At 70.3% G+C, this 23,089-nt stretch carries 19 protein-coding genes and 1 pseudogene; 7 read left to right on the forward strand and 13 right to left on the reverse strand.

Features of this window, described 5'->3' with window-relative positions:
- Positions 1-3: 3 nt before the first annotated feature.
- Entirely contained in the window at positions 4-831 is an 828-nt protein-coding gene (locus tag ACUYM2_RS05465) for a metal-dependent hydrolase (RefSeq protein WP_481599152.1), read from the forward strand.
- A gap of 165 nt (positions 832-996) precedes the next feature.
- On the opposite strand, the gene ACUYM2_RS05470 is transcribed toward ACUYM2_RS05465, so the two are convergent.
- From ACUYM2_RS05470 to nirB, 6 genes and pseudogenes are all read right to left on the reverse strand, one after another.
- The gene (locus ACUYM2_RS05470; RefSeq protein WP_481599153.1) at positions 997-1,221 is read right to left on the reverse strand and encodes a hypothetical protein; all 225 of its coding nucleotides are present in this window, start codon (positions 1,219-1,221) and stop codon (positions 997-999) included.
- A gap of 62 nt (positions 1,222-1,283) precedes the next feature.
- Positions 1,284-2,012, reverse strand: a complete 729-nt coding sequence (deoC, locus tag ACUYM2_RS05475; RefSeq protein WP_481599154.1) for a deoxyribose-phosphate aldolase — start codon at positions 2,010-2,012, stop codon at positions 1,284-1,286.
- A 114-nt stretch (positions 2,013-2,126) separates the two neighbouring features.
- Entirely contained in the window at positions 2,127-3,002 is an 876-nt protein-coding gene (locus tag ACUYM2_RS05480) for an FAD-dependent oxidoreductase (RefSeq protein WP_481599155.1), read from the reverse strand.
- Between the two features lie 147 nt (positions 3,003-3,149).
- Positions 3,150-4,286 carry a uroporphyrinogen-III synthase gene (locus ACUYM2_RS05485; protein WP_481601414.1) on the reverse strand — a complete coding sequence of 379 codons (1,137 nt, stop codon included), beginning with the start codon at positions 4,284-4,286 and terminating at the stop codon, positions 3,150-3,152.
- 101 nt (positions 4,287-4,387) lie between these two features.
- Positions 4,388-5,422 carry a uroporphyrinogen-III C-methyltransferase gene (cobA, locus tag ACUYM2_RS05490; protein ID WP_481599156.1) on the reverse strand — a complete coding sequence of 345 codons (1,035 nt, stop codon included), beginning with the start codon at positions 5,420-5,422 and terminating at the stop codon, positions 4,388-4,390.
- Position 5,423: 1 nt separating this feature from the next.
- Positions 5,424-8,141 (reverse strand): annotated as a pseudogene (gene nirB, locus ACUYM2_RS05495) (nitrite reductase large subunit NirB).
- Between the two features lie 298 nt (positions 8,142-8,439).
- On the opposite strand from nirB, the gene nirD reads away from it, so the two are divergent.
- Complete coding sequence (nirD, locus tag ACUYM2_RS05500) at positions 8,440-8,823, forward strand: nitrite reductase small subunit NirD (protein WP_481599157.1); 384 nt, start codon at positions 8,440-8,442, stop codon at positions 8,821-8,823.
- On the opposite strand, the gene ACUYM2_RS05505 is transcribed toward nirD, so the two are convergent.
- Positions 8,820-10,574, reverse strand: a complete 1,755-nt coding sequence (locus tag ACUYM2_RS05505; protein WP_481599158.1) for a phospho-sugar mutase — start codon at positions 10,572-10,574, stop codon at positions 8,820-8,822. The genes nirD and ACUYM2_RS05505 overlap by 4 nt on opposite strands.
- Before the next feature lie 328 nt (positions 10,575-10,902).
- On the opposite strand from ACUYM2_RS05505, the gene ACUYM2_RS05510 reads away from it, so the two are divergent.
- On the forward strand, positions 10,903-11,382 hold the full coding sequence (locus ACUYM2_RS05510; RefSeq protein ID WP_481601415.1) for an RrF2 family transcriptional regulator: 480 nt from the start codon (positions 10,903-10,905) through the stop codon (positions 11,380-11,382).
- 40 nt (positions 11,383-11,422) lie between these two features.
- Here the strand turns inward: ACUYM2_RS05510 and ACUYM2_RS05515 are convergent, their stop codons facing one another.
- Complete coding sequence (locus tag ACUYM2_RS05515) at positions 11,423-12,241, reverse strand: purine-nucleoside phosphorylase (protein WP_481599159.1); 819 nt, start codon at positions 12,239-12,241, stop codon at positions 11,423-11,425.
- 82 nt (positions 12,242-12,323) lie between these two features.
- Here ACUYM2_RS05515 and ACUYM2_RS05520 point away from each other — a divergent pair, with 82 nt between their 5' ends.
- Together ACUYM2_RS05520 and ACUYM2_RS05525 are read left to right on the forward strand one after the other, a co-directional pair.
- Positions 12,324-13,739, forward strand: coding sequence for an NAD(P)H-quinone dehydrogenase (locus ACUYM2_RS05520; protein WP_481599160.1), 1,416 nt, complete (start codon positions 12,324-12,326; stop codon positions 13,737-13,739).
- A 21-nt stretch (positions 13,740-13,760) separates the two neighbouring features.
- The gene (locus ACUYM2_RS05525) at positions 13,761-14,486 is read left to right on the forward strand and encodes a hypothetical protein (protein WP_481599161.1); all 726 of its coding nucleotides are present in this window, start codon (positions 13,761-13,763) and stop codon (positions 14,484-14,486) included.
- 85 nt (positions 14,487-14,571) lie between these two features.
- Here the strand turns inward: ACUYM2_RS05525 and ACUYM2_RS05530 are convergent, their stop codons facing one another.
- Positions 14,572-16,029 carry a benzaldehyde dehydrogenase gene (locus tag ACUYM2_RS05530; RefSeq protein WP_481599162.1) on the reverse strand — a complete coding sequence of 486 codons (1,458 nt, stop codon included), beginning with the start codon at positions 16,027-16,029 and terminating at the stop codon, positions 14,572-14,574.
- Between the two features lie 185 nt (positions 16,030-16,214).
- On the opposite strand from ACUYM2_RS05530, the gene ACUYM2_RS05535 reads away from it, so the two are divergent.
- Positions 16,215-16,754, forward strand: coding sequence for a flavodoxin domain-containing protein (locus tag ACUYM2_RS05535; RefSeq protein ID WP_481599163.1), 540 nt, complete (start codon positions 16,215-16,217; stop codon positions 16,752-16,754).
- Here the strand turns inward: ACUYM2_RS05535 and ACUYM2_RS05540 are convergent.
- Positions 16,751-17,062 (reverse strand): hypothetical protein, encoded by a 312-nt coding sequence (locus ACUYM2_RS05540; protein ID WP_481599164.1) that lies wholly within the window; start codon positions 17,060-17,062, stop codon positions 16,751-16,753. The two genes, ACUYM2_RS05535 and ACUYM2_RS05540, sit on opposite strands and share 4 nt — an antisense overlap.
- 78 nt (positions 17,063-17,140) lie before the next feature.
- Here ACUYM2_RS05540 and ACUYM2_RS05545 point away from each other — a divergent pair, with 78 nt between their 5' ends.
- Positions 17,141-17,521 (forward strand): hypothetical protein, encoded by a 381-nt coding sequence (locus ACUYM2_RS05545; RefSeq protein WP_481599165.1) that lies wholly within the window; start codon positions 17,141-17,143, stop codon positions 17,519-17,521.
- 100 nt (positions 17,522-17,621) lie between these two features.
- On the opposite strand, the gene ACUYM2_RS05550 is transcribed toward ACUYM2_RS05545, so the two are convergent.
- Genes ACUYM2_RS05550 through ACUYM2_RS05560 form a run of 3 tightly spaced genes read right to left on the reverse strand, consistent with a single transcriptional unit; the run spans position 17,622 to position 22,822 of the window.
- The gene (locus ACUYM2_RS05550) at positions 17,622-19,172 is read right to left on the reverse strand and encodes an FAD-dependent oxidoreductase (protein ID WP_481599166.1); all 1,551 of its coding nucleotides are present in this window, start codon (positions 19,170-19,172) and stop codon (positions 17,622-17,624) included.
- Positions 19,169-21,358, reverse strand: coding sequence for a molybdopterin oxidoreductase family protein (locus ACUYM2_RS05555; RefSeq protein ID WP_481599167.1), 2,190 nt, complete (start codon positions 21,356-21,358; stop codon positions 19,169-19,171). Before ACUYM2_RS05555 ends, ACUYM2_RS05550 begins: the two co-directional genes overlap by 4 nt.
- Positions 21,359-22,822: an MFS transporter gene (locus tag ACUYM2_RS05560; RefSeq protein ID WP_481599168.1), complete on the reverse strand. Its 1,464-nt coding sequence runs from the start codon at positions 22,820-22,822 to the stop codon at positions 21,359-21,361.
- Between the last annotated feature and the right edge of the window lie 267 nt (positions 22,823-23,089).

Consider the following 23,089-nt stretch of genomic DNA (forward strand, 5'->3'; position numbering starts at 1 on the left):
GTGATGGGAGGACACCACGCCGCGTCCGGGGCCGCGGCGTGGGTGGCTATTGCCTCGACCGGGCCGTACGCGCTGGGCTGGTATCCGCTGGACGCCACCGGCATCGTGATCGGCGGGATGGCGACGGCGGGCACGGCCCTGGTCTGCGATTGGGACCACCGCTCCAGCACCGTGGCGCATGCCCTGCCGCCGCTGTCCAACCTCATCGCCGTGGGGATCGAGAACGCCTCCGGCGGCCACCGCCAAGGCACCCATTCGGTGCTGGGCGCGGCGTTCTTCGTGCTGCTCGCGGCGCTTGCCGGGCAGCTGCAGCTGCAGACTGACTGGGGCCTGCTGTCCGTGGGGGCCGGCCTGCTGTGCATGTTCATGATCAACATCGCCGCGAAGGCGCTGAAGCTCTTTCCCAGGTACGGCTGGATCAGCAACTGGGTCTTCGCCCTCACCATGGCCGGGCTGGTGACCTGGTTCGCGCCGGACCAGTGGACCTGGCTGCCGGTGTCGATGCTGACCGGGGTCCTGGTGCATATCGTGGGCGACATGATTACCACCGGGGGAGTGCCGCTGCTTTGGCCGCTCGTGGTCAAGCCGCCGAAGTTTCTGCGGAAGCTGCCGCTGGTCAAGGACGTCTGGAAGGCCAACGGGGCGTTTTCCATCCCGCTGCTGGGCCGGGCCGGTTCGCGGCGGGAGTGGTTTGTGCTGATCCCGGTCAGCGGCTATGCCATGGTGGGGATGTTCTCCGCCGCCCTCGCCGTCGCCAAGGGGCATTTCCCGGCCGCGCTCGCGCTGGGGACTGCACTGGTCAACCGCCTCCTGGCTGGCGTCGGAGCCTAAGGCCAGCGCTCCGGGCCCTCCCGCGCTTTACGCTACGGTTCCGGACGGGCGCGGCCCGGATCCGGGGTGCCCGTGTCCGAAACCGCCGCGCTTTTTGCAGATCCGCCGCTTAAACGCCTGTTGCCCCGGACAGCCGGGGCAACAGGAAGCCAAAACGAAGCGGGTCTAGCTCTCGCCCGCGGAGTCGGAGCGGCCCGTGATGGTCTGCGGGATCCAGAACGCGAGGGCGAAGAGGATCAGGCAGGCGGCCATCGGCCACGGGTTGCCCAGGCTGAGGAAGGACAGCGAGTACAGGGCGCCGAAGAACAGAGCCATCATCAGGACAAACAGCACGACGCTGGATGCCAGGCTGTTCTCGCCCTGCGGGGTCTTGGTGGTGTTGCTGGACATTCGTTCCTCCTCGGCCCCGCGGGGCTTAAAAACTGTGGCGGCTGCGGCGGTGTTCGGTGCGGTCAGTACGCGGATGAACCCTGTTCACCCTTGACGATCGCGATGCCGGAGCTGGCGCCAATACGTGTTGCACCTGCAGCAATCATAGCCTGCGCGTCGGCCAGGGAACGCACGCCGCCCGAGGCCTTGACGCCGAGTCCCGGACCCACGGTGCGCCGCATCAGGGCGACGTCCTCCGCCGTGGCGCCGCCGCCGTTGAAGCCGGTGGAGGTCTTCACGAAGTCCGCCCCGGCCTCGACCGAGGCCTCGCAGGCGAGGACCTTCTGGACGTCGTCGAGCAGCGCGGTCTCGATGATGACCTTCAGGATGGCGCCGCCGGAGTGGACGGCCTCGGCGACGGCGCGGATGTCATCGACCAGCGCGCCCTTGTCGTTGGCGCGTGCCGCGGCGATGTTGATCACCATGTCGATCTCGTCGGCGCCGTCGAGCACCGCGCCGCGAGCCTCGAAGGCCTTGACGTCGGTCGGCGTGGCGCCGAGCGGGAAGCCGATCACGGAGCAGGTCAGCACGTCGGAGCCCTTGAGCGCGGTCTTGACGGTCTTGACCCAGATGGGGTTCACGCACACGGATTTGAAGTGGTACTCGGCCGCCTCGGCGCAGACCTTCAGGACCTCGGCCTCACTGGCTTCCGGCTTGAGCAGGGTGTGGTCGATGTAGGAGGCAATGTTGCCCGCGGCGACTTGGTGGTCGGTGCCGGCCGCGCCGGCAGCCGTGGTGGCTTCGTTGCTCATGGTGGTCCCTTTCCTGCCGGCCCTGGGCGGTGCCCGGCCTGGCCTGCTGACACGGCGTGTGTCGTGGCTTCTCAATGCACCATCTTGCCATAACGGGACCGACAGGCGCGGGCCCTACGCCGCCTGCGCGAGGGGCCCGGACAGGGACGCCTGGAGCAACCCGGCGGCGCAGACGCCCGCGGCAGAACCGGCGGCGACCAGCAGGCCCAGCCGCACGCCGTCGTACGCTGCCGCGTCGCCGATCGCCCAGATCCCCGGCACCGAGGTGCGGTAGTCCTTGTCCACCACGATCCCGCCCTGCGCCGCGGTGGACAGGCCGGCGGTGCGGGCGAGGCCGTCGCGGGAGATGCGTTCTTCGGCGAGGAACACCAGGTCCCCGCTCATGCTGGAGCCGTCCTCGAAGACGACCCCGGCGGCAGGCAGCGCGGAGCCGGCGGGGGTGGGGACGACGGCGGACGGGCGCAGCGTGGTGCGCACCGGCCGGACGCCGCGGGCCCGAAGCACGGCTTCGGCCTGGCCCGCGGCGGTGCCGGTGCCCACCAGAATGCCCAGCGGCCGGCGGCCCAGGACCCGGGTGACGTCCTTGACGGCGTCGCCGAGGCGGGTGGCATCATCGATCGTGGAGTAGCTCAGGCAGCGCCCCGCGCCCTCGACCGGCGCCAGCGCCGGCGCCGCGCCGGTGGCGATCACCAGCTGGTCGTAACTGAACTCCATCCCGTCCGCCGTCGTGACCCGCTGCTCCGCGGCGTCGATGAAGCTGGCCGGCTGCCCGAAGCGGACCGACACCTGGGGCAGGGCGGCGAGGTCCAGCAGCTCCTCCGGGGCGTCATCGCGGTTGCTGAGCACCGTGATGCCGCCGGCGAACGGGGTGCGGGTGAGCTGGCGGACCAGCGACTGCGCCGCCGGGCCGGCGCCGGCAATGACAATCCGCGGCCGGGTCTGGGACGTGGCGGACTCGGTGGGGATGGCGGACGCTTCCGTGACGGACATGTGCTGGCCCTTTCGCTGGTGGGCCGGATGTGGCCCTGCTCTTGATGTTCCCCAGCGTAGGGGGCCGATTTTTCGCGGAGGTTACCGCCCTGTTGCAGTATTTTCCCGGTTTGTTCGCCAACCGTTACCAGCCGGTAATGCCGTGGGTCACACCCGGATCCGGTAGCCGCGCTTAACCACCGTTTCCACCAGGCTTCCATCCGGCAGGGCGGACCGGAGCCGGCTGACCGTCATGTCCAGGGCGTGCACCGACCCGCGCAGTTCCAGCAGCTCGGAGAGCGCTTCGCGGGAGAGCACGGCCCCGCCGGCGCCCAGCAACGCCCGCAGCAACAGCAGCGGTGCCGGGGCCAGTTCCACGGCCTCGCCGTCGATCCGCAGCGACCGGCCGCGCAGCTCCACTGCGCCCGAGGCCGTGTCCAGGCGCCGCACATGGTTCAGGGCCAGGTGCTCGCAGACCAGCCGGATCAGGGCGCCCATCCGGAACCGTTCCGGGATGAGCGGCTGCACCCCGGCGTCGATCAGCGGCTGGGCGGTGATGGGGCCGACGACGGCTGTGGCCACCGTGGTCTTAAGGCTTTCCACCAGCTGTTTGTAGAGGCCCATCTCATGCGCGGTGCTCCACAGCGCGTCGACGGCGGGCGCACTCGTGAAGGTCAGTACGTCCAGGTTGCCGCTGCAGGCCGCCTCGATCAGGCGGGGCAGCCGGTCGGCGCCGTCGGGCTTGACCCAGCGGTAGGGCGTGACCGTCATGACATGGGCGCCGGACAGCCGCAGCCGCTCCAGCTGGCGGACATCGGTGTAGCCGTGCAGCTGCACGGCTACGGTCTTTCCGCGCACGCCCTCGGCCAGCAGCATGTTCACCAGGGTGGCGGTGGTTTCGTCGCTGCTGATCCCGACGTCGGCCAGCCCGGCCGCGCGGACCGCGCCGCGGGCCTTGGGGCCGCGGACGAACATCCGGGTGGCGCCCAGGGTTTCCAGCAACTGCTCGCCGATCCCGAAGGTGTCCGCCGCTTCGCACCAGCGGCGCATGCCGTAGGCGGTGGTGGCAATGCAGAGTTCGGGCCGGGCTTCGATGATGGCGCGGGTGTCCTCGATCAGCCGAAGGTCCTCCTGGACCGGGGCGATCTTCAGCGCGGGGGCGTGCAGCACCTCGGCGCCGCGCCGCTCCAGGGCTTCGATCAGGTCCTGGGAACGCCGGTGTGAGGTCACCCCGATCCGGAAGCCCTCCAGCGGCAGCTCCGCTTTCTCCGGAGCCTCGTCCCCGGCCGGCGTCCCGTTCGGCATCCCCCCGGGGTACCCGGTGCGGTCCGGGCGCCCGGTGCGGTCCGCGGCAGTGCCAGCGAGGGCTTCCAGCGCGCTCAGCGCGCTCACGGCGCTCACGGCGCTCACGCTCCCGTCAGGGACGCGGCAAGGCGGTCCAGCTCGGCTTCGGCTTCCGCGCAGCCCCGGTTGGCTTCTGCCACCCTGACCACCTCGCCGATCACCAGCACCGCGGGGTTGCTGCAGCCCGCGGCCGCTGTGGTGATGCTGCCCAGCTCGGCGATGGTGGTCCGCTGGCCCGGGCGGTAACCGCGTTCGACGACGGCCATCGGCATGTCCGCCCGCATCCCGGCGCGGCGCAATCCGGCGGCCAGGTGGTGCAAGGTACCGATGCCCATCAGCACCACGATGGTGCCGCCCAGCCCGGCGAGGTGCGTGTGTTCCTTCTCGGTCAGCGGGGCGTGGCCGGAGACCACGGTGAACAGGTGGCTGACCTCGCGGTGCGTGACCGGGATCCCGGCGGCGGCGGGAACGGAGATGGCGCTGGTGACCCCCGAAATCACCCGGACCGGCACGCCGGCCTGCACGCAGGCGGCCACTTCCTCGCCGCCGCGCCCGAAGACGTACGGGTCACCGCCTTTGAGCCGGACCACGTTCCTCCCGGCCAGCGCGGCTTCCACCATGAGGTCTTCGATGCCGGCCTGGCTGACCGGGTGGTGTCCGGGACGCTTGCCCACGTCCACGAGCTCCGCCGTCGTGAGGCCGGGAAGTTCCTGGTACGGCGCGAGGCGGTCGTAGAAGACGACGTCGGCGTCCCGCAGTGCCCTGACCGCAGCGAGGGTCAGCAATTCGGCTGTTCCCGGCCCGCCGCCCACCAGGGTGACGTGGCCGGCGGGGCCGGCGGCGGGCTCTGCGGCCACCAGGAGGCCGGTCGCGCGGCAGCGCTCCAGCAGCGCGGCCCAGCCCGGCTGGCCGTCGTCGACGGCGGCAACCAGGAAGGGCCGCTCCGGCAGCGGGCCGTCGTGCGTTCCGCCGTCGGGGCTGCTGAGCCGGGACACCACGGCGCCGGCGGCCCGGTAGCGCCGGACGGCCTGCCGCGCGGCGGTGTCCGAGCCGGTGACGAGGACTTCGCGGCCGGTGAGATCGACGCTGAGCTGCATGTTAGGCCTGGCTTTCGGTAGGAGCAGAGGTGGCGGCGGGCGCGCCGGTGGCGGCGTCGGCATCGGCTGGGCGGACCGGGATGCTGGCGGCGATCAGCACCGGCTGCCGTCCGGCCTGCACCTTTTCCCCGGCGGTGGCGGGGCGCATCTGGCCGCGCTCCGGGACGAAGGAGATCGAGTCGTCCTTTTGGTCCGGGGCGTTGACGAAGGAGCGGAACCGGCGCAGCCGTTCGGGATCCTTGAGCGTCTCCGCCCACTCGTCCTGGTACGTATCCACGTGGTTGGCCATGGCCGCCTCAAGGTCTGCGGCGATGCCGAGCGAATCGCGCACCACCACGTCCTCGACGTGCTTCAGGCCGCCGTCGAGGTCCTCCTGCCAGCGCGCGGTGCGCTGCAGCCGGTCCGCGGTGCGGATGTAGTACATCAGGTAGCGGTCGATGTACCTCAGCAGGGTCTCCTCGTCCAGGTCCTGGGCGAGGAGCTGGGCGTGCGCCGGCTGGAAGCCGCCGTTGCCGCCGACGTAGAGGTTCCAGCCCTTGTCCGTGGCGATCACGCCGACGTCCTTGCCCCGGGCCTCGGCGCATTCGCGGGCGCAGCCGGAGACGCCCATCTTCAGTTTGTGCGGGCTGCGCAGGCCGCGGTAGCGCAGTTCCAGCGTGATCGCGAGGGCGACGGCGTCCTGCACCCCGAAGCGGCACCAGGTCGAGCCGACGCAGGACTTCACGGTCCGCAGACTCTTGCCTTACGCCTGGCCGGACTCGAAGCCGGCGTCCACCAGTTCCTTCCAGATCTCCGGGAGCTGCTCCAGCCGGGCGCCGAACATGTCGATCCGCTGTCCGCCGGTGATTTTTGTGTACAGCCCGTATTTTTCGGCGACGGCGGCGATCACGCCGAGCTTCCTCGGGGTGATCTCACCGCCTGCGATCCGCGGGACCACGGAGTAGCTGCCGTCCTTTTGCATGTTGGCGAGGGCGCGGTCATTGGTGTCCTGCAAGGTGCCGCGGCCGGCGTCGAGCACGTAGGCGCTGTGCTGGCTGGCGAGGATGTTGGCGATGGTGGGCTTGCAGATGTCGCAGCCGGTGCCGGTGCCGTACCGGGCCAGGATGTCCTCGAAGGAGGCCAGTTCCAGGACCCTGATGGCATCGAAGAGTTCCTGCCGGGAGAGTTCGAAGTGCTCGCAGAGGGCCTTGGAGACGGCGACGCCGGACTTGGCGAGTTCGCCTTCGAGCAGCTTCTTCAGCATCGGCACGCAGGAGCCGCACTGGGTGCCGGCGCGGGTGCAGCCCTTGAGCTCGCCGAGTTCCTGGACCGGGGCGCTGCCCTCGCAAGCGCCGCAGCCGTTGACTGCGTCGCGGATGGCGCCGGCGGCGACGTTGTTGCAGGAGCACAGGACGGCGTCGTCCGGCAGCTCGGTGTCCGGGGCCCCGCCGCCGCCGGCCGCGGTGAGGTAGGCGCCGGGTTCGGCGGCAAGTTCGCGGCCGAGCATGGGGCGCAGCGAGGTGTACGGCGTGGCGTCGCCGACGAAGATGCCGCCCAGCAGTGTCTTGGCGTCGTCGGTGGTGACGATCTTCTGGTAGACGCCGCGTGCCGGGTCGGCGTAGACAATTTCGAGCGCGTGTTCGGTTTTGGCGAAGGCGTCGCCGAAGCTGGCCACGTCGACGCCGGAGAGCTTGAGCTTGGTGGCGGTGTCAAAGCCAGGGAAGGTCGCGACCCCGCCGTGCAGCCGGTCCGCCACGATCTCCGCCATGGTGTTGGCCGGGGCCACCAGGCCAAGGCACATGCCGCCGAAGTTGGCGACCTCGCCGATCGCCCAGACGCCCGGGACCTGCGTTTCACAGCCGTCGGAGATGACGACGCCGCCGCGCGGGCCGAGCTCGAACAGCTGTTCTCCGCCCTCTTTGGCCCGGAAGAGCTCGTCGCGGGGCCGCACGCCGATCGCGACGATCACGATGTCGGCGTCGATTCTCCGGCCGTCGGCCATCAGCACGCCGGTGACCTGACCGTCGTCGTCGGAGAGGACCTCCGCCGGAAAGACGCCGCCGTGGACGGTGAAGCCCTTGGCCGCAATCAGTCGGCCGAGGGCCTGGCCGGCGCCCTCATCCAGCTGGGTGTTCATCAGCCAGGGGGAGCCGTTGATAACGATCGGGGTGGCGCCGAGCTGTTCGGTGCCGGCCGCGGATTCGAGGCCCAGCAGGCCGCCGCCGATCGTGACGGCGTTGACCTTGCGGCCCAGCTTGGCGGTAAGTGCCGTGATGGCCCGGTTGATGGACCAGACGTCTTCGAGGGTGCGGTAGACGTGGGTGAGTTCGGCGCCGGGAATGGGCAGGCGGGCCGCGTCCGAGCCGGTCGCGACCACCAGCTCGTCGTACGGGTAGACGGTGCCGGCAGCGGTTTCCACGGTCCTGGCGGCGGTGTTGATGCCGGTAACGCGCTCGCCGGTCCTGAGCGTGAGGGCCTCGTGCTCCCACATCGAGGCGCTGCCGAGGGTGAGGTCCACATCCGCGTCGGTGAGCGCCTTGCTGAGCGCGACGCGGTCGTAGGGCAGGTGGGCTTCCTCGGTGAGGACGGTGACCTGCCAGCCGTCGAGGCCGCGCGCGTGCATGGCGTCGGCGAAGCGGTGCGCGGCGGGCCCGCCGCCGGCGACGACGACCCGGCGCGGGGTCTGCCCGGATGCCGTCGGGGAAGAAGCGTTTTCGGGGCTGGCGGTCTGTCCGGTCACGGGTGGCCTTTCGTTGGGCCGCAGGGCGGTGCGCTGCAACGGTTCGATCCAGCTGCTTCGATCGACCCGTGCTCTCAGCAGCATCGATCGGCTGGTCCGTTCAGCCTAGGGACCGGCAGTTTCGCTTCAGTTTCCCTTTTGTTTCGTGATCTTAACTTCTGCATCACGGACGCATTTCGGGCCGCGTGAGGTCTCTTTTACCGGCCGGACACATTCGCCGCACGCCGTTGAAACACCACGGTCCTAGCGTGGGGTTATGGCCGCAGCAGTGGCCGTAAGGACTTTGAGAGGGGCCAACATGACTGCCGTACTGGAAACCGCAGCCCGCAGCTTCGTGGAGCGCATCGCAGCGGAACGCGGAACCGGCTGGCACCGGATCTGCTCCGTCGAGGACCTGGAGCCGGGCTGGGGCGAGGCCGCGCTGATCGCAGGACGCCAGGTGGCCCTGATCCGGACCGCCGCCGGTGAGGTTTTCGCCGTCGAGCACGCCGATCCGGCCACCGGCGCCCACGTCATGGCCCGCGGCATCACGGGCTCCCGCGGTGCCCGCCCCACGCTGGCGTCGCCGCTGCACAAGGAGGTCTACGACCTCGGAACAGGGGAGTGCCTCGGCAGCCCGGAGCTGCGCCTGGGCACCTACGCCGTCCGGGTCACGGACGGCTTCGTGGAGGTGGAGCTCTAGAGGCCCAGTGCCTCGCGCACATCGGCGAGGACGCCGTCCAGGGCCGCCCGGGCCTCGAGCCGCGCCTCTGGCAATTCGGCGGCGGACCCGACGCTGCGGATCACCTCGAGATAGCACTTGAGCTTCGGTTCGGTGCCGCTGGGGCGGATGATGACACGGCTGCGGTCCTTTGTCAGGTAGAGCAGTCCGTCGGTGGGCGGGAGCTGTTCGCTGCCTTCGGCCAGGTCCGCGGCGGTTTCGACAGCGGATCCGCCGAACGAGTCCGGCGGGCTGACCCGCAGCCGGTTCATCATGGCATCCAGCAGCCCCAGATCCGCCACCCGGATGCTGAGCTGGTCGCTGGCGTGCAGGCCGTGCACCAGGTAGAGCTCGTCGAGTGTGTCGAAGATGGTCTTGCCCTCTGCCTTCGCGGCGGCCGCTAGCTCGGCGATCAGCACGGCGGCCGAGATCCCGTCCTTGTCCCGCACCAGCGACGGCGCGACGCAGTAGCCCAAGGCCTCCTCGTAGCCGTAGAGCAGGCCCGGCACACGGGCGATCCACTTGAACCCGGTGAGGGTTTCTTCATGGGCGTAGCCCGCAGCGGCGGCGATGCGGGCCAGCAGCCGGGAGGAAACGATCGAGTTGGCGAAGACACCGGCTGCGGTGCCCCCCGCGGCCCCGTCACCGGCGGCCGCCAGCCGGGCCACCATGTGGGCCCCCAACAGGGCGCCCACCTCGTCGCCGCGCAGCATCCGCCAGGCGCCGGTGTCCGGATCTTTTGCCGCCACCGCGGCGCGGTCGGCGTCGGGGTCGTTGGCAATCACAATGTCGGCGTCCACCCGGGCGGCGGTTTCCAGCGCGAGGTCCAGCGCGCCGGGCTCCTCGGGGTTGGGGAAATTCACGGTGGGGAAGTCGGGGTCCGGCTCCGCCTGCTCGGCCACCAGCGTGACGTCAGAGAACCCCGCGGCCTTGAGCACGGCGACGGCGGTCTCGCCGCCCACCCCGTGCATGGGGGTCAGCACGATCTTCAGCCCGCGGGCCGGGAAGCGCTCCGGGACCGCCAGGGCGGCGACGGCGGCCTCATAGTCGGCGGCGATGGAGGGAGCCAGCACCGTCCAGCCGTTGCGGGCCAACGCGATCGAATCCAGCGTCCCTACGGCGTCGATCTCCGCCGCGATCAGCGCATCGTACGGCGCCACGATCTGGGCGCCGCGGCCGCTCTCCTCGACGGCGTGCCGGCCCAGGTAGACCTTGTAGCCGTTGTCCTGCGGCGGGTTGTGGCTGGCCGTGACCATCACGCCGCCGTCGCAGTTCAGGGCGCGGACCGCGTAGGCGAGCAGCGGTGTGGGCAGCGCGGCGGGCATCAGGAACGTTTCGAAGCCGGCGGCGGTGAAGATCGCCGCGGTCTCCTCGGCGAAGATGTCCGAGTTGTGGCGGGCATCGAAGCCGACGACGGCGCGCGGCCGGGTTCCCGGCGCGGTCTGCGCGACGGCGGTGCCGAGGAAGGCGGCGAGGCCGGCGGCGGCGCGGCGCACCACGACGCGGTTCATCCGGTTCGGTCCGGCCCCGAGGGCCGCCCGCAGTCCCGCGGTGCCGAACTGGAGCGTGCCGTTGAAGCTGTCGGCGAGTTCCTGCCGGGCTGCCGCGGCTCCCTCGTCGGAGAGGCGGACCAGCTCGGTCAGCGCGGCGGCGGTCGCGGGATCCGGGTCCTGGGCCGCCCACGTACGGGCGTCGCTCAACAGTTGGGCCAATGCGGCATCGGAAGACGTCATGGGTACCAAACTAGCGTCAAACTGCGGCGCGGTGCGTCCCGACAAGCGCGGGCCGGGCTTACAGTTCCATCACGCCCTGGCCCCCGGAAGTCCCGTCCGGTCCCGTCCGGTGCCCGCGCCCGTCCAACCCGGCGCCCGGCGAAGGGGCTGCCAAAAGCCCGCCGAAGGGGCCACCGAGGTGGCACTTGGCGGCAGTGTCTCCGGCCGGCACTGCCGCGAACTGTCAGCTCGGCGCAGGGTCAGCGAAAGATCCGCGCAGGAGCGGGGCGCCGGCGCGGCAGCTCGTTGACACCTGATTTTGCGGACACGTAACGTCTGGAATATGAAAATGGGCCGTGGGGTGGAATGGGCTTTGCACTCTTGCGTCAACATGTCGTGGACGCCGCCGGGGGAGGCCGTGAACAGTGCCCGGCTGGCGGCCTTCTACAAGCTGCCTGCGGCGTACCTGAACAAGCAGCTCCAGGCCCTGGTCCGGGCCGGCATCCTGGCCTCGGTCTCCGGCCCGCGCGGCGGCTTCCATTTGGCGCGGCGGCCGGAGAACATCACCGTGCTGGACGTGGTGCTGGCCCTGGAGGGAACGGAGCCGGCCTTCCGCTGCGAGGCCATCCTTGGCGACGTGCCGGACGCGGACCGGCAGGAGAACTTCGTCCGCACCTGCCTGATTTCCCAGACCATGCGGCAGGCGGAGCTGGCCTGGCGGCAGGCGCTGGCGCGGCAGACCATTGCCGGCATCGCCGACTCCATGGAGCGCCGGTTCCCCGGGGACCGGGCCGAGGCCGTCCGGCAGCTGACCGCCCCCGGCAGCTGAGCGCAGCCCCGGCGCCGCAAGGGATAACTCAAAAGCCTGGCTAGAGCTTGGCGATAATCTCCGCGAGCAGCTTGGAGATGCGCGGGCCGGCAGCCTGGCCGGCCTCGAGGACCTCGGTGTGGCTCAACGGCACCGGGCTGATGCCGGCGGCAAGGTTGGTCACCAGCGAGATGCCGAAGACCTCCATGCCCGCGTGGCGGCCGGCGATGGCTTCGAGCGCGGTGGACATGCCAACCAGCGACGCGCCGATCCGCCTTGCGTACTGCACCTCGGCCGGGGTCTCGTAGTGCGGACCGGTGAACTGGGCGTAGACGCCCTCGTCCAGGGACGGATCAACTTCGCGGGCCAGGCCGCGGATCCGCGAAGAGTACAGGTCGGTCAGGTCCACGAAGGTGGCGCCTTCCAGCGGGGAAGTGGCGGTGAGGTTGATGTGGTCGCTGATCAGCACGGGCGTGCCCGGCGCCCAGTCCTCGTTCAAGCCGCCGCAGCCGTTGGTGAGCACCAGCGTCTTGCAGCCGGCGGCGGCCGCGGTGCGCACACCGTGCACCACCGCGCGGACGCCCTTGCCCTCGTAGTAGTGCGTGCGGGCGCCCAGCACCAGGGCGCGCTTGCCCTCGCGGGTCAGCACCGAGCGGATAGTGCCGACGTGGCCCACCACGGAGGGGGAGGAAAAGCCGGGGACCTCGTCCGCGGAGAGCGTGGCGGTGGTCTCGCCGATCAGTTCGGCGGCGTCACCCCAGCCGGAGCCGAGCACCAGCGCCACGTCGTGGCTGTCGACGCCGGTCTCTTCGGCGATGTAGTCGGCGGCGGCGCGGGCGGCGTCGAAGGGGTCCGTGTTCAGGAATTCTGTATTACTCACTGGTACAAGCTACCGTGCCGCCACCGCCCAGCCCAGCATCTTTATTGGTGGCGCCGGTCCGGATGATGGACAATGGATGATTGTGACTACGCATCCCGATTTCAGTGCACCCCGTATCGCGATTCTTGGCGGAGGGCCCGGCGGTTATGAAGCCGCCATGGTCGCGGCCTCACTGGGAGCGCAGGTCACCATTATTGAGCGAGCCGGGCTCGGCGGATCCGCGGTGCTGACCGACGTCGTACCGTCCAAGACGCTGATCGCGACGGCGGACCTGATGACCCGCGTGGGCGAGGCCGGTGAACTGGGCGTGAAGTTCGACCTCGACGGCGGCGACTGCAGCCCGACGATGCGCGCGGACCTCAAGCACATCAACGACCGCCTGCTGGGGCTGGCCCGGCAGCAGTCCTCCGACATCCAGAAAGGCCTGGAGGGCCAGGGCGTCCGCATCCTGCTCGGCTCCGGCAAGATGCTGGACAACCACACCATTGAAGTCCTCACCGCCGAGGGCACCGAGACCATTGAAGCCGACGCCATCCTGCTTGCCGTCGGCGCCCACCCGCGCGAACTGCCCACGGCCCGGCCGGACGGCGAACGCATCCTGAACTGGGCACAGATCTACAACCTGGACGAGCTCCCGGAGGAACTGATTGTGGTGGGTTCCGGTGTCACCGGCGCCGAGTTCGCCTCCGCGTACAACGGCCTGGGCTCCAAGGTCACCCTGATTTCGTCCCGCGACCGGGTGCTGCCCGGCTCGGACACAGACGCGGCGGAAGTGCTGGAGGGTGTCTTCGAACGCCGCGGCGTGAAAGTGCTGTCCCGGGCGCGCGCGGAGACCGTGGAGCGCACGGACGACGGCGTCGTGGTGACCCTCGGCGACGGCTCCAGGATCACCGGCAGCCATTGCCTGGTGGCCGTGGGTTCCATCCCGAATACTGCAGGGATCGGCCTGGCGGAGGCCGGCGTCGCGCTGACCGAAAGCGGCCACATCAAGGTCGACGGCGTCTCGCGCACCACCGCGCCGAACATCTACGCCGCAGGCGACTGCACCGGCGTGCTGGCCCTCGCCTCGGTCGCAGCCATGCAGGGACGGATCGCGATCGCGCACCTCCTCGGCGACAGCGTCACCCCGCTCAAGCTCCACCAGGTGGCGTCGAACATCTTCACCTCCCCGGAGATCGCCAACGTGGGCGTCTCCGAGGCCGAGATTGACTCCGGCAAGTACCAGGGCGACGTCGTCAAGCTCTCGCTGCGCAGCAACGCTCGCGCCAAGATGCGCAACCACAAGGACGGCTTCATCAAGATCTTCGCCCGCAAGGGCTCCGGCACCGTGATCGGCGGCGTCGTAGTGGGACCGAACGCCTCCGAACTGATCTTCGCGATCTCCCTGGCGGTGACGCAGAAGCTGCACGTCGACGACGTCGCCAGCACCTTTACCGTCTACCCGTCGCTGAGCGGTTCCATCTCCGAGGCGGCACGGCGGCTGCACGTCCACATGTAGTAGACAACGGAGGCAGTAGCCATGCAGAGTCCCCGCAGCTTGGTTGAGTCCGTGGAACACCATCCCGCGCTGCCCTCCGGCCCGGAGGAGCGCTTTGCCGGCTTCGGCCTGATGGGTGTTCCGTTCAGCTCCGGCTACATCCTGGCTCTGCGGCGTTTTGCCGCTTCCTCCGTCGGCCCGGGCTACAGCTCGGTCTGGATCCGTGACCCCGCCGGCGTCTGGGCGATGCACAGCACCACCGCCCCCGCGTCGTCCTGTCCCCGCTACTTCGGCAGCGCCCTCGGGTCCGCGTCCACCGTCGGGATGACCATCCGGTGGCACGACGATTTCTCCTTCAGCGTGGAGGTCGGGGAGGGCGTGGACCTGGCCTGGGACGTGACACTTGCCGCAACGCCGGTCACCCGGCTGATGTCGGCCGTGGCGGGGTCGGTCCCGGAACGGCTGTGGCGCAACGTGGCGTTCCTGCGGGCCATGGGGGCTGTTGCCGGCCCGGTGCTGGGTGCCGGGCACATCGGGCTGACGGGCCGGGTGCCCAACGGCCAGACGTTTGGTGCGCGTCCTCGCCACATGTGGTTCGTCCGCGAGAGCACAGCGAACTTGCAGGGGCATAGCTTGGGGCAGGCTTCGGCGCTGCCGGTCCAGGACCGGCTGGGGGACTTCTGGATTCCCCAGCGCGGCATCTTTATGATCGGCTCGTCGGTGTTCGAGCCCTTCGACCCGTCCACGCATCTCGCCGCGGAACACTGAACGAGGCGGGCGCTGAACGAGGCAGGGGCGTGGGAGGCAGCTGCCGCCCACGCCCCTGCCTCGCTCCGTGGAGAACGAATACGTCTTAGAACGGGTACGGTGCGATGTCCGGGCGCATGGTGAGCCACTGGATCTCGGTGAAGGATTCCATGTTGGCGTGGTGCCCGCCAATCCGGGAGCCGTTGCCGGAGTTCTTCGTCCCGCCGAAGGGGGAGTTCGCCTCGTCCGAGACGGTCTGCTCGTTGATGTGGACCTTGCCGGAGTCCAGCCGGTCCGCGATGGTCATGGCCATGCCGACGTCGCCCAGGATTCCGATGGACAGGCCGTATTCATTGTCGTTGGCCAGTGCCACCGCCTCGTCCAGGGTGGAGAACTTCATCACCGGGGCCACGGGGCCGAAGATCTCGTCCTTCCACGCCGGGCTGTCCTGCTGCAGGTCCACCAGCACGGTGGGCTGGTAGAAGCGTCCGTCGTGGGTGCCCCCCGCGGCCAGCCGGGCACCGGCCTGCACCGCGTCCTGGACGATCCCGTCCACTCGCTGCAGCTGCCGTTCATCGATCACCGGACCCAGGGCCACGGTGCCGCTCTTCGGATCTCCCACCGGCAGGTGCCCGGCCTTCTCGGCGAGGGCTGCGACGTAGTCGTCGTAGATGTCCTCGTGCACGATGTGCCGCCCGGCCGCCATGCAGATCTGGCCCTGGTGCATGAAGGATCCGAACGCCGCCGCGGAGGCCGCCTTGGCTAGGTCGGCGCCGGGCAGCACGATCAGCGCGTTGTTGCCGCCCAGCTCGAGGTGCGCGCGTTTGAGGAGCCGACCGGCGGTTTCGCCGATCTTGCGGCCGGCCGCCGTCGAGCCGGTAAAGGCGATCACCCGGACTTCGGGGGCCTCGACGACGGCGGCGCCGATGTCCGCGCCGCCCGGCAGCAGCGAGAGCAGCCCCGGTGGAAGTCCGGCCTCCTCGAAGATCCGCATCAAGGTCACACCGCCGCAGACCGCCGTGCGGGGGTCCGGCTTGAGCAGCACGGCGTTGCCAAGGGCCAGGGCCGGGGCGACGGCGCGGATCGAAAGGATCAGCGGGAAGTTGAACGGCGCGATCACGGAGACCACGCCCACCGGCCGGCGCCGGGCGAAGGACCAGCGGTTTTCGTTGGAGGTGAGCACGTCGCCGGCCGGGAGCGAGGGCAGCGCGGACGCGTCGTAGCATTCGTTCGCGGCGATGTGCGTTTCCAGCCCGGCTTTGGGCGGGATGCCGCCGGATTCGCGGACAATCCAGTCCTGGATCTCCGCGGCGTGCTCCTCCCAGAGCTGGCCGGCGCGGCGCAGCACGGCGGCCCGGTCCTCGGGGTTGCGGGCGGCCCACTCCTTTTGCGCCTTGGCGGCGGCGGTGGCCGCCTCGCGGACGTCGTCCACGGAGGCGACGCCGTAGCTGCCCAGGGTCTCTCCGGTGGCTGGTTCGACGGCGTCAGCGGTGCCGCCGCCGCCGGTGCGCCAGCCGTTGAGGTAGATCTTGCCCTCCCAGAGGGAGGAATCGAGCAGGGACATATCGTGTCCTTTCATCGTGGGATGTCGCTTGACCGAAGCCTACCGAAGCCTACCGAAGCCTACCGAAGCCTACCGAAACCTTCCGAAACCGGACCGGACGGCGCCTACCTTCGGCGCAGCCCCCGGGCTACGCACGGTGACATTCGGCCCTAGCCCGGCGCTGATGGGCGCTCGCACAGTGGATCATGGCCAACATCTACCTTCCGTTCGGGACCGTCGAGGGCCAGACCGCCCGGATCGCCGAGTACATCGCCTACGTCATCCGTGAACACGGCCACGAAGCCCGGACCGCCGACCTCCAGAGTTCCGGCAGCGTTCTCCCGGACGACTACGACGCCGTCATCGTCGGCGCCTCGGTCCACATGGGCAAGCACGAGGGGGTCGTCACCGACTTCGTCCGCGCGAACAAGGCGGCACTGGAACGGCTCCCCTCGGCGCTGTTCTCGGTCAGCCTCGCCGTGGTCGGGGACGAGGAACGGGCGGAGAGCTACGTGGAGAAGTTCGAGGAGGAAACAGGGTGGCGTCCGGCGCACGTCGGCTTGTTCGGCGGGGCGCTGCTCTACAGCCAGTACGGGTTCCTTAAGCGGCACATGATGAAGAAGATCGTGAGCGGCCAGGGCTCCCCGGACACCGACATGTCCCGTGACTACGTCTACACCGAGTGGGACGGCGTCCGGCGCTTCGCGGAGGACTTCCTGGCCGGGCTGCCGCCAACCGGCGCTTAGACGGTCGCGGCCCGGACGCTCCCCGACGTCGAACTGCCCCGGGCCATCCGGGCGGCCAGCAGGTAGACGATTACTGTGATCAGCGGGATCAGGCTTGCCGCGGCGAGCGAGGCCGCCGGACCGGACCTGCCCAGGGCGGTGATCAGCAGCGGCAGCGCCCCCAGCGCCAGCGGGAGCCACCGCCCCAGGGCCACCTCCAGGATGATGGGACGGACATCGGTGCCTCCTGGGGCGGTGGAAGCCTGTGCCCATTGAATCCTTGCGGGGAAGTGCGGCCAGGGGAAGACCTGATGGGCGTTGGACCACACGGAGGACAATTCCGGTGCGGTCGACCAGGGATTAAGTCCTCTATCTGCGGCCGGGACGCCTATGCCATAGTGTCCGCCATGGGAAAATCCCGCAAAAAAGACGGATCGTCTGCCGGCTTTATAGTCGCGCTAATCGCCGTTGCGCTGGTGGTCACGTTCTGGCAATGGATCCTGCTGGGGTTCATCCTTTGGATACTCGTCAGGGTCCTGTGGAAGGTCCATGTCAGCAAGGACGCTGACCCGTATCCGGAGCGTCAAATGCGGCGGCCACCCACGTCCGGCCCCTTCCGGTCCAAGCCGGCACCCAAGGGTGTCCTGGAGTCCGCTGCCAAGCCGAAGCCCATGCCGGCGCGTGAGTTTCCGGCACCAGACTACCTGCCCCGATGGACCACCACCCGCCGGATTTACACTGATCGCGAGCATGAAGATTGGCAGAAGCGGTTCGACAGCGCGGCTTAGCGAAGCTCCGCCGGGGGCGCGCGCACAGGAGTGATCGGTCCTGAACCTGACCTTTGCTTCGGTATAGGTCGGCCTGCCTGACGTCGGTGCAGTTAGGCCTTCAAACCACTGCCCCCTGGAAGTGCTTCTCGATGAGCCCCTTGATGTCCTCGTGGCAGCCGCCGCAGCCGGTGCCCGCGCGGGTGGAGGCGGAGACCTCGGCCACCGTCTCGCAACCGGAGGACACCGCGGAGGCGATGGATGTTCCGCTCACACCGGCGCACCGGCACACCGTGCGCTCCGGATCAGCCGCAGCCGCCGTCCGGTCCGGCCCGTCCAGGCGCAGCAGCAGCGACCGGTCGGCAGGAAGCTCCGCGCCGCGCTCAAACAGCTGCACCAGCTCGGCCGCCGTGCGCGGCATGCCCACGGCCACCAGGCCTTCGAGCACCCCGGCGCGTGTGACCATCTTGACGTAGCGGCCGTGCTCGGGATCCGCCCACTGCGCGACCTGCAACCGGGCCCGGCCCGCGGCCGCCCCCGCACATAGCGCTTCCTCGTCCCAAGGGTCGGCAGTAACAACCCCGGCCACGGCCATGGTCAGGCCCCGTGCTTTTAGCACCAGCACGCCCGGCTGCTCCGCCGGCAGCGGCGGCACGGTGTCCGTCTCGGCAGCAGCGCCGGAGGCCAGCAGCGTCAGGTACCCGGCGAGCCATTCGGCCTGCCGCCAGCCCGGCCCCACCAGCCCTGACGGTCCGCGGACGTTCCGGCAGGCCACGCACTCCGGGTCGGGGCAGCGTACTTCCGCGCAGTCCCCGATCGCGAAGATGTGGGGTTCGTGGTGCGCGCGCAGCCGGTGGTCCACCAGGATTCCGGCTCCGGTCGACAGTCCGCACCCCTCCGCGAGTTCGGTCCGTGGCCGGACGCCGCAGGAGAGCACCAGCAGGTCGCCGTCGATCGCGGAACCATCCTCCAGCAGCAGCGCCGAGAAGCCGCCGTCGGCCCCGGTTTCCACTGCAACCGAACGCGCGTTGCCGGCCACCTTCACGCCGCAGTTGCGCAGCGAAGCGGCGAGCACCGCGCCGCCGCCGCGGTCGATGTTCCGGCCCAGCGGGTGCGGGCCGTTGTGCACGACGGTCACGGCGGCGCCTTCCTCGGCCGCTGCCAGCGCCGTCTCCAGGCCGAGCACACCGCCCCCGAGGACCACCACCCGCTTGCCGCCGGCCACCGCAGCCTGCAGCGCGGACGCATCCGCCAGGTCCCGCAGGGCGGTCACGCCGGCGGGCAACACCGGGGCGGCCGGGTCCGGGTTGAGGCCGGTGAGGTTGGGGATCACCGGACGCGAGCCGGTGGCGAAGACCAGCCGGTCGTAGCCGGGGGAGCTGCCGTCGCTGAGCACAACCCGCTGCCGGGCACGGTCCACCCGGCGGACCCGGACGCCCAGCCGCACGTCCACGCCGTCGGCCACCAGGGCGGCCGCGTCGGCCAGCGCCAGGGCGCCCGCCGTGGTGCGGCCGACGCCCAGGTCAGCCACCAGCACGCGGTTGTAGGCGGCCTCCGCCTCCTCGCCGGCTACGGTCAGTTCCACCAGGCCGTCGCGAACTGCGGGCAGCAGCTCATCGATCAGCCGCGCCGCCACCGGGCCGAAGCCCACCACCACAATCCGCTCCGTCATGGGGCACCTTCCATCTGCAGGACGTCGGCGCGGGAACCGGACACGGCAGGCCGCACCCACACCTCGCTGGTCTTGAACTCCGGCATCCCGGAGACCGGATCCGTGGCCGCCTCGGTGAGGCGGTTGGCGCTCCCCAGGCCCGGGAAGTGGAACGGCAGGAACACGGTTTCCGGCCGGATCCCCGCGGTCAGCTCCGCCCGGCACAGGACCTCGCCGCGCTCGTTGGCGATCACGACGGCGTCGCCCTCGGCGATGCCCTGCGCCGCGGCGGCGGCCGGGTGGATCTGCAGGCGGGCCTCGGGCCGGGCGGCGGCGAGGGCGGCCACCCGGCGGGTCTGGGCGCCGGACTGGTAGTGCTCCAGCAGGCGCCCGGTGATCAGGGTCATCGGCGTGCCCGCCGGGCCGGCGCCCGCCTCGGCAGGCCAAGGTGTGCGACGGCGGGGCGCCACCGGAGTGAACACCGCCCGGCCGTGCGGATGGGCGAAGGAGCCCAGGAACAGCCGCGGCGTCCCGGTGCTCCCGGCCGGGTAGGGCCAGTAGGCTTCCCCGCCGCGGTCCAGCAAGGCGTAGTCGATCCCGGAGTAGTCGGCCGCACCGCCCGCGGAGGCGAGCCGGAGCTCCTCGAACACGGTCTCCGGATCCTCGCTGAACTTCGACGGGGCATCCAGCAGCCCGGCCAGCCGCGTCATGATCCAAAGCTCGCTGCGCACCCCGGGCGGGGGAGCGATGGCCCGGCGGCGGCGCAGCACCCGCCCCTCGAGGTTCGTCAGCGTGCCCTCCTCCTCCGCCCACTGGGTGACCGGCAGGACCAGGTCCGCCTCGGCCGCGGTCTCGGACATAAAGAAGTCACAGACCACCAGGAAGTCCAGGCCGCGCAGGCCGGCTATCACGGCGTTCGCATCCGGGGCGGAGACGGCCACGTTGGCGCCGTGCACGAAGAGGCAGCGGACGCCGCCGGGCTGCCCCATGGACTTCAGCAGTTCGACCGCGGGGATGCCCGGCCCGGGGATCGACGCTTCCGGGACGCCCCACACGCCGGCGACGTGGGCGCGGGCAGCGGGGTCGGTGATCTTGCGGTAGCCGGGGAGCTGGTCCGCCTTCTGGCCGTGCTCGCGGCCGCCCTGGCCGTTGCCCTGGCCGGTGAGGGTGCCGTAGCCGCTGCGCGCCGAGCCCGGCAGGCCCAGCAGCAGGGCGAGGTTGATGGCGGCGGTGGCCGTGTCCGTGCCGTCCACGTGCTGTTCCACACCGCGGCCGGTGAGGATGTAGCTGCCGCCCTGCTGCGCCCCCTCGGCCAGCCGCCGGGCGGTGTCGCGGACCAGCCCGGCCGGGACCCCGGTGAGGGACTGCACGCGCTCGGGCCAATAGGCGGCGAGGCTGCGTGCCAGGGCGTCGTAGCCGGTAGTCCGGTCAGCGATGTAGCCGCTGTCCGCGAGGCGTTCGTGGACCACCACGTGGGCCAGGCCCAGCAGCAGGGCGAGGTCCGTGCCCGGCAGGGGCTGCAGGTGCAGGCCGCCGCCGTCGGCGGTGAATGCCGCGGTGGCGGAGCGCCGGGGGTCGACGACGATCAGCCCGCCGGCGTCGCGGGCGCCCTGCAGGTGCTGGACGAAGGGCGGCATGGTCTCGGCGACGTTGGAACCGAGCAGCAGGATGGTGCTGGCGGTATCAAGGTCCGCCAGCGGGAACGGCAGGCCACGGTCCAGGCCGAAGGCGCGCATCCCGGCCGCGGCGGCCGAGGACATGCAGAACCTGCCGTTGTAGTCGATCCGTGAGGTGCCCAGCGCCAGCCGCGCGAATTTCCCCAGCTGGTAGGCCTTCTCGTTGGTGAGGCCGCCGCCGCCGAACACCCCGACGGCGTCCGGCCCGTGCGCGGCGCGGGTGTCCCTGACCGCTGCGGCGGCGAGCTCCAGCGCGGTGTCCCAACTGATCGGGCGGTGCACGCCGTCGGCACCCTTGAGCAGCGGCTCGGTGACACGCCCCGGGTGCTCCAGCAGCGACGCCGAGGTCCAGCCCTTGCGGCACAGCCCGCCGCGGTTGGTGGGAAAGTCCCGGCTGGCCACCTCCAGCGGAGCCGCCGACGGCGCCGGTGCGTCAGCCGGAGCGGCGGCCGCCGGCACCGCCGGAGCGGCCAGCGTCATGGCGCACTGAAGCGCGCAGTACGGGCAGTGGGTGGCGGCGCCGTCGGCCATCTAGACGTGTCCTTTTCCGTGGCGTGCAGCAGGACGCAGGTAGCAGGCCCAGCAGACGGCCAGCATTACCAGGTAGGCCGCGACGAAGCCGTAGAAGGCCGGGGTGTAGGAGCCGCTGGCGGTGTTGGAGGCGTTGAGGACCTGCGGGATCACGAACCCGCCGTAGGCGCCGATCGCGGAGATCAGGCCCAGCGCGGAGGACGCCAGCCGCTGGGTGTTCACCGTGCTGGCACCGGAGAGGGCTGCCCGGCTGTGCAGGGCGAAGATCACCGGGATCATCCGGTAGGTGGCCCCGTTGCCGAAGCCGCTGGCCGTGAACAACGCCAGGAACAGGGCCAGGAAGAGCCAGAAGTTGCCCAGCGGCAGGGTCCAGACCATGGTCAGGGTGACGACGGCCATCGCGGCGAACGCGGTCACGGTCATCCGCGCCCCGCCCAGCCGGTCCGCCATCCTGCCGCCGTAGGGCCGGGCCAGCGAGCCGACGAGCGGGCCGAGGAACGCCAGGGACAGCGCCACGGTGCCGACGCCGATCGAGGAGAACGCCGGGAAGTAGTCCTTGATGAGTTTGGGGAAGACACCGGCGAAGCCGATGAAGGAGCCGAAAGTGCCGATGTAGAGCAGCGCCATGACCCACAGGTGCGGTTCCTTGACCGCGGCGAGCGAACCGGCGACGTCGCCCTTGGCGCTGGTCAGGTTGTCCATGTACTTCCAGGCGCCGAACACCGCGAGCAGGATCAGCGGGATCCACATCAGCCCGGCCACCGGCAGGTTCACGGCGCCGGCGGCCAGCACCGTGATGGCGACCGGCACGGCGAGCTGGGCGACGGCGGCGCCCAGGTTTCCGCCCGCGGCGTTCAGCCCCAGCGCCCAGCCCTTTTCCCGGGCCGGGTAGAAGAAGGTGATGTTGGCCATCGAGCTGGCGAAGTTTCCGCCGCCGAACCCGGCCAGGGCGGCGACGAGCAGCATGACACCGAACGGGGTGCCGGGGTTGCCGACGCAGAGGGCCAGCCCGGTCGAGGGGATCAGCAGCAGCAAGGCCGAGACGATGGTCCAGTTCCGGCCGCCGAAGCGCGGAACCATAAAGGTGTAGGGGATCCGGAGCGTCGCACCCACCAGGCTGGGCATCGAGATCAGCCAGAAGATTTCGTTGCTGGAGAAGCGGAAGCCGGCCGCGGGGAGCTGGACCACCACGATCGACCAGAGCTGCCAGACCACAAAGCCCTGGAACTCGGCGAAGATGGACCAGTTCAGGTTCCGGCGCGCGATGTGCCGGCCCAGCGACTCCCACTGGACTTTGTTTTCGGCATCCCAGTTCGCAATCCAGCGGCCCGGGCGGTATTCCAGCGCGGGGCCGCCGACGGCGGTGCGCTCGGCGGTGCGGCCGGCTCCGGCGGCAGGTGCGTAGTCGGCGTCGTGGTTCGGGGAAATGCCGGTTGCGGCGTCTGCAATGCGTTCAGCAGTCATGTGGACCTCCTTCGGGGTGTCCCTCAAAACTAGGGACGCCGCGTTTCCGGGACGCTCGCGCTTTGTTAACGTGCTGTGACGTTTGCCTATCGGCGCTTGTGTGAGGATGTGAGGCGGCATCGGGGCCGCGCCGGACCTGACCAGTCCGTGGGACGACTCAAAGCGTCCAAATAGTGGAACATTTGTCCATTGTGTGGACGCGGGGAACTATTATCAGAGGTATATCCATTCCTTTGCCGGTCGTCTCTCCGCAGGTCGGGCCGGTCT

It is taken from the genome of Arthrobacter sp. SD1074B (assembly GCF_056780195.1).

Bases quoted from the DNA above. Each gene is read 5' to 3' on its own strand.
- ACUYM2_RS05485 (WP_481601414.1), bottom strand. From the start codon at position 4,286: ATGCCGAACGGGACGCCGGCCGGGGACGAGGCTCCGGAGAAAGCGGAG.
- cobA (WP_481599156.1), bottom strand. From the start codon at position 5,422: ATGCAGCTCAGCGTCGATCTCACCGGCCGCGAAGTCCTCGTCACCGGC.
- ACUYM2_RS05530 (WP_481599162.1), bottom strand. From the start codon at position 16,029: ATGTCCCTGCTCGATTCCTCCCTCTGGGAGGGCAAGATCTACCTCAAC.
- ACUYM2_RS05505 (WP_481599158.1), bottom strand. From the start codon at position 10,574: ATGACGTCTTCCGATGCCGCATTGGCCCAACTGTTGAGCGACGCCCGT.
- deoC (WP_481599154.1), bottom strand. From the start codon at position 2,012: ATGAGCAACGAAGCCACCACGGCTGCCGGCGCGGCCGGCACCGACCAC.
- ACUYM2_RS05480 (WP_481599155.1), bottom strand. From the start codon at position 3,002: ATGTCCGTCACGGAAGCGTCCGCCATCCCCACCGAGTCCGCCACGTCC.
- ACUYM2_RS05550 (WP_481599166.1), bottom strand. From the start codon at position 19,172: ATGACGGAGCGGATTGTGGTGGTGGGCTTCGGCCCGGTGGCGGCGCGG.
- ACUYM2_RS05535 (WP_481599163.1), top strand. From the start codon at position 16,215: ATGGCCAACATCTACCTTCCGTTCGGGACCGTCGAGGGCCAGACCGCC.
- ACUYM2_RS05470 (WP_481599153.1), bottom strand. From the start codon at position 1,221: ATGTCCAGCAACACCACCAAGACCCCGCAGGGCGAGAACAGCCTGGCA.
- ACUYM2_RS05465 (WP_481599152.1), top strand. From the start codon at position 4: ATGGGAGGACACCACGCCGCGTCCGGGGCCGCGGCGTGGGTGGCTATT.
- ACUYM2_RS05560 (WP_481599168.1), bottom strand. From the start codon at position 22,822: ATGACTGCTGAACGCATTGCAGACGCCGCAACCGGCATTTCCCCGAAC.
- ACUYM2_RS05555 (WP_481599167.1), bottom strand. From the start codon at position 21,358: ATGGCCGACGGCGCCGCCACCCACTGCCCGTACTGCGCGCTTCAGTGC.
- ACUYM2_RS05545 (WP_481599165.1), top strand. From the start codon at position 17,141: ATGGGAAAATCCCGCAAAAAAGACGGATCGTCTGCCGGCTTTATAGTC.
- nirD (WP_481599157.1), top strand. From the start codon at position 8,440: ATGACTGCCGTACTGGAAACCGCAGCCCGCAGCTTCGTGGAGCGCATC.
- ACUYM2_RS05510 (WP_481601415.1), top strand. From the start codon at position 10,903: ATGGGCCGTGGGGTGGAATGGGCTTTGCACTCTTGCGTCAACATGTCG.
- ACUYM2_RS05525 (WP_481599161.1), top strand. From the start codon at position 13,761: ATGCAGAGTCCCCGCAGCTTGGTTGAGTCCGTGGAACACCATCCCGCG.